We start from the raw sequence: 4,339 nt of genomic DNA on the forward strand, positions 1-4,339 counted from the left end.
CATCAACATTCAGGGGAATTAGACTCTCAATTGACTCAGGTGCGAACTGAATTAGAGCAACTGCAACAACATTCAGGGGAATTAGACTCTCAATTGACTCAGGTGCGAACTGAATTAGAGCAACTGCAACAAGAGCGATCGCAGGTTCAATCCCACCTAGAGGAACGGGGGGAAAGATTGCAACAACTGGAAGGGGAGAAACAGGACTTGCAACAGCAACTCTCTGAAACCCGAACCCAGTTATTGGGAGTGGAAGAGATGCGATCGCACCTGCAAACCGAACTCGCTCAAATCAAGGCAGAAAACGAGCGTGCACAACAACAGCGATCGGACTTACAGACTCAGCTTGCCAAATCCCATGCAGCACAGTCCCAACTCCAGGGAGATTTATCCGAAACCCAAGAAAAATTACAGCGCGTCTTGCACGAGCAATCTCACGCCCAATCCCAAGTCACTCAAGCCACCAGCGAGCGATCGGAGGCACTATCGCAATTGGAAGCCGCCAACCAACAGAGATCGCAGTTAGAATCCCAACTCGCCCTCGTGCGATCGCAAACCCCCCTGTTAAAAGCAGGAGTCTTTCTAGCGTTCCTCTTCGGTTCCCTAATTGCCTGGTTCTCAGCCTTAGCCATTTACTAACATTATATCCTTGACCAGGAGTCTCCGGCTAAATGTATAAAAAGGGATGTAGCACTACTGCTACATCCCTTTTTATTTAACAACCCCCTCAGTCGTTACTACAAACTGAACAGAACGACTTCAGTCGTGACGTTGAACTGGGAAATAAGCGGGTTATACGGAAAAATAAGGGTTTCAGCCACTATTTTCCTTGGTCATGTGAAAAATGCATTGTTAAAATGCGTAAAAATCATCTTTAGAAATATTTTGTAACTTTAGATACTAAACCTCCTAGTTTATGCGATTAACTTATAGGGAAATCAAGCGGAAATTAGGGAGGGAATGAATCAAAATAAAAATAAGGTAATGAATGATACGGTTTGTACATTTTTAGAAATTTGCTAGGTTATTATTTTGATTAACAGGCAACAGATAAAACGAGGTTCTCTATGACGTTAGCCACAGAAAAGCCCACAACGAGTTTAAATAAATTTGAAAAAATCAAGGCCGAAAAAGACGGACTTGATGTCAAAAATCAGCTAGAAGATTTTGCTCAAATGGGCTGGGAGGCCATTGATGCGAGCGATCGCGACTATCGGCTCAAATGGCTAGGCGTCTTCTTTCGTCCCGTGACTCCGGGTCAGTTCATGGTGAGGATGCGGATACCTCATGGAGTCATGAACAGCCTGCAAATGCGCGTCCTGGCCGAGATTGTAGAGCGGTACCCAGACGATGGAAATGCAGATATTACGACCAGGCAGAATCTGCAACTGCGGGGCATCAGAATAGAAGATATTCCCGATATTTTTAACCGCTTTAAAGCAGCGGGGATGACATCGGTGCAGTCGGGGATGGATAACGTTAGAAACATTACCGGGTCTCCAGTTTCTGGGATTGACAAACATGAGTTAATCGATACTCAAGAGTTGGTCCAAAAAGTCCAAGATATGATTACCAATACCGGAGAGGGCAATCCTGCTTTTACCAACTTACCGAGGAAATTTAACATTGCGATCGGTGGATGTCCAGACAACTCTATTCATGCCGAAATCAATGATATTGCCTTCATTCCGGCTTATACAAATGGAGAAATTGGCTTTAACGTCCTCGTCGGGGGCTTTTTCTCGGCGAAACGGTGTGAAGCGGCGATTCCCCTAAATGTGTGGGTCCCCCCCAATGATGATGTGGTGGAGTTATGCCGTGCTATTTTAGAAATTTACCGAGATAATGGACCGAGAGCCAATCGGCAGAAGTCTCGTTTGATGTGGCTGATTGATGAATGGGGAGTGGAGAAATTCCGGGCCGAAGTTGAGAAAAAAGTCGAAAAACCCCTGGCAGAAGCTGCTGAGAAAGATGAGATTGTGTGGGAAAAACGGGATCATCTGGGAGTGTTCCCCCAGAAACAAGCAGGCTTAAACTTTGTGGGGTTCAATGTTCCCGTGGGTCGGTTGTTTGCTCCCGATATGTTTGAGTTGGCTAGACTTGCCGAAGTGTATGGCAATGGTGAGATTCGGTTAACGGTGGAACAAAATGTCCTTATTCCGAATATTCCCGATTCGCGATTAGAGGCATTGTGGCAAGAACCGATTTTAGAGAAATTTAGGATTGATCCGGCACCCCTGACGCGATCGCTCGTTTCCTGCACGGGTTCTCAGTTCTGCAACTTTGCCTTAATTGAAACCAAAAATCGCGCTTTAGCCTTAGTTCAAGAACTGGAAGCGGAATTAGAAATCCCCAAAACCGTGAGAATTCACTGGACTGGCTGTCCCAATTCCTGCGGACAACCTCAAGTCGCAGAGATTGGCTTGATGGGAACCAAAACCCGCAAAAATGGCAAGACTGTGGAAGGGGTAGACCTCTACATGGGCGGTAAAGTGGGCAAGGATGCTCACCTGGGTAGCTGTGTTCAAAAGGGGATTCCCTGCGAGGACCTTAAACCTGTGTTGCGGCAATTACTTGTCGAGCAGTTTGAGGCGAAACTGAAACCGGGGATTGCTCATGCGATGATAGATGTACCTCCGGCAGCGGTGGAGTCACCAGAAACCCCTGCGGCTAAAGTCAGTCAACCGGCAGTTGTCGCCTTTGTCAAGTCCGGCAAAACCATTTCCTGTGACGACTCTGCACCGATTTTAGAGATTGCTGAACGAGAAGGAATTGAAATCGATAGCAGTTGCCGGGGTGGAACTTGCGGGACTTGCAAGCAAAAACTGATCAGTGGAGAGGTTCGCTACGAAAATGAACCCCAGGCCCTGAGTTCCAGCGATCGCGAGCAAAAATATATTTTGACCTGTAGCGCCCATCCCGTGGGTCCCGTGGAAATTGATGCCTAACCCAGGCAATTGTCAAGAAATTCTGACTTAAACCCATCACATTCTGTCAATCAGCAAATTTATCTCAACAGGAGTAATGCTCGATGTCTTCTCAAGAATTAGCTTCCCAACCCACTAACCCTGTTTCTTCTAGTGTTCCTGGAGCAGATGAGACCCCCGAAGCCTCCAATTCCTCGCCCCTGCAACTCATCTGTGCGGTAGGCATCCTAGTCCTCGGGTTTTCCGGGTATATGTTCAGTACCTGGCATCAGACCCTAGCCCAGCATAGTCTCGCCCAGCAAGCTCAAGCTGAAACCCCTGTGGTGGAGGAAACCCCAGCAATAGCTCCTGTGGAGGCTGAAGCACAACCCTTGGTGACTCAACCCGCCATGACTGCAACGACTGCCGCGATCGCCCCAGAAGTCGCCTCCACCGTCCCTGCTGCTGTACCGATGGTCACCGAACCCGCTCCGACCCCGGGGATTACCGATCCGGCAACCTTGACGACCCTGGGTCAAAAACTCTACGAGCAAATTGATAGCAGTTGGAAGAGTTCTCCCACCTTTAGCAGCAATTTAGTTTATCAAGTCCAGGTGCAACAGGATGGGGCGATCGCCGGGTACGACTCCCTCAACAAATCCGCTCAAGATTACCTTGGGGAAACCCCCCTGCCGGAATTGGCCTCGAATAGTGCTCCCCTAGCTGAAAACTCAACCCAACCCCAGGCTAAGTTTCTGGTCTTGCTCATGCCTAGCGGGACCTTAGAAATCAGTCCCTGGGTTGGGAACTAGGACCTGGGACAATCCACGGAAAAGACTAAAGGGTAGATGTAGGAATCAAAACTCTGGCTACTCTGAGCGATGGGACCATCTATCCCAACCCCAAAGCCTATCGCCATGCTAAGAAAAAATTAGCCAAGCTCCAAAAAGAACTAAGTCGCCGTCAAAAAGGAGGTAAAAACCGAGAAAAAACTCTACTTAAGTTAGCTAAGGCCCACCGACGCATCGCCGATATTAGAGCCGACCACCTACACAAGTTAACAACTTACTTAGCCAAAAACCACGGTGAAGTAAAAATTGAAGACTTAAATGTGTCAGGGATGCTCAAAAATCACAAGAAAAGCCGGAGCTATTGCGGATGGGGGTTTTTATGAGTTTCGTCGCCCGATTGAGTGTAAATGCCAGTGGTATGGGAGCAAATTAACGCTGATTGACCCGTGGTATCCCAGTTCACAGATTTGTTCCAACTGCGGACACCGACAAAAAATGCCACTGGACAAAAGGCAGTATGACTGTCCGAACTGTCACATCTCAATAGATCGTGACTTAAATGCGTCCATAAAGAAAGGAAAACGCGGATAGTTCAGCCGTGTAAGCCTAGTGATGGAAAGGTCTTGGAAGATCCAAGCTAGG

General features: G+C 47.8%; 3 protein-coding genes and 1 pseudogene. All 4 read left to right on the plus strand.

What is annotated here, in order from left to right:
- The coding region (locus J0895_RS22685; RefSeq protein ID WP_207090263.1) for a hypothetical protein at positions 1–639 on the plus strand (639 nt) is incomplete at its 5' end.
- A 428-nt stretch (positions 640–1,067) separates the two neighbouring features.
- Complete coding sequence (locus J0895_RS22690) at positions 1,068–2,948, plus strand: ferredoxin--nitrite reductase (protein ID WP_207090264.1); 1,881 nt, start codon at positions 1,068–1,070, stop codon at positions 2,946–2,948.
- An 83-nt stretch (positions 2,949–3,031) separates the two neighbouring features.
- On the plus strand, positions 3,032–3,718 hold the full coding sequence (locus J0895_RS22695) for a hypothetical protein (RefSeq protein ID WP_207090265.1): 687 nt from the start codon (positions 3,032–3,034) through the stop codon (positions 3,716–3,718).
- Positions 3,719–3,750: 32 nt separating this feature from the next.
- Positions 3,751–4,288: pseudogene (locus J0895_RS22700) on the plus strand (RNA-guided endonuclease InsQ/TnpB family protein); the annotation flags it as partial.
- Positions 4,289–4,339 lie beyond the last annotated feature (51 nt).

It is taken from the genome of Phormidium pseudopriestleyi FRX01 (assembly GCF_017313335.1).
In the GTDB taxonomy this organism is placed as follows: domain Bacteria; phylum Cyanobacteriota; class Cyanobacteriia; order Cyanobacteriales; family Laspinemataceae; genus Laspinema; species Laspinema pseudopriestleyi.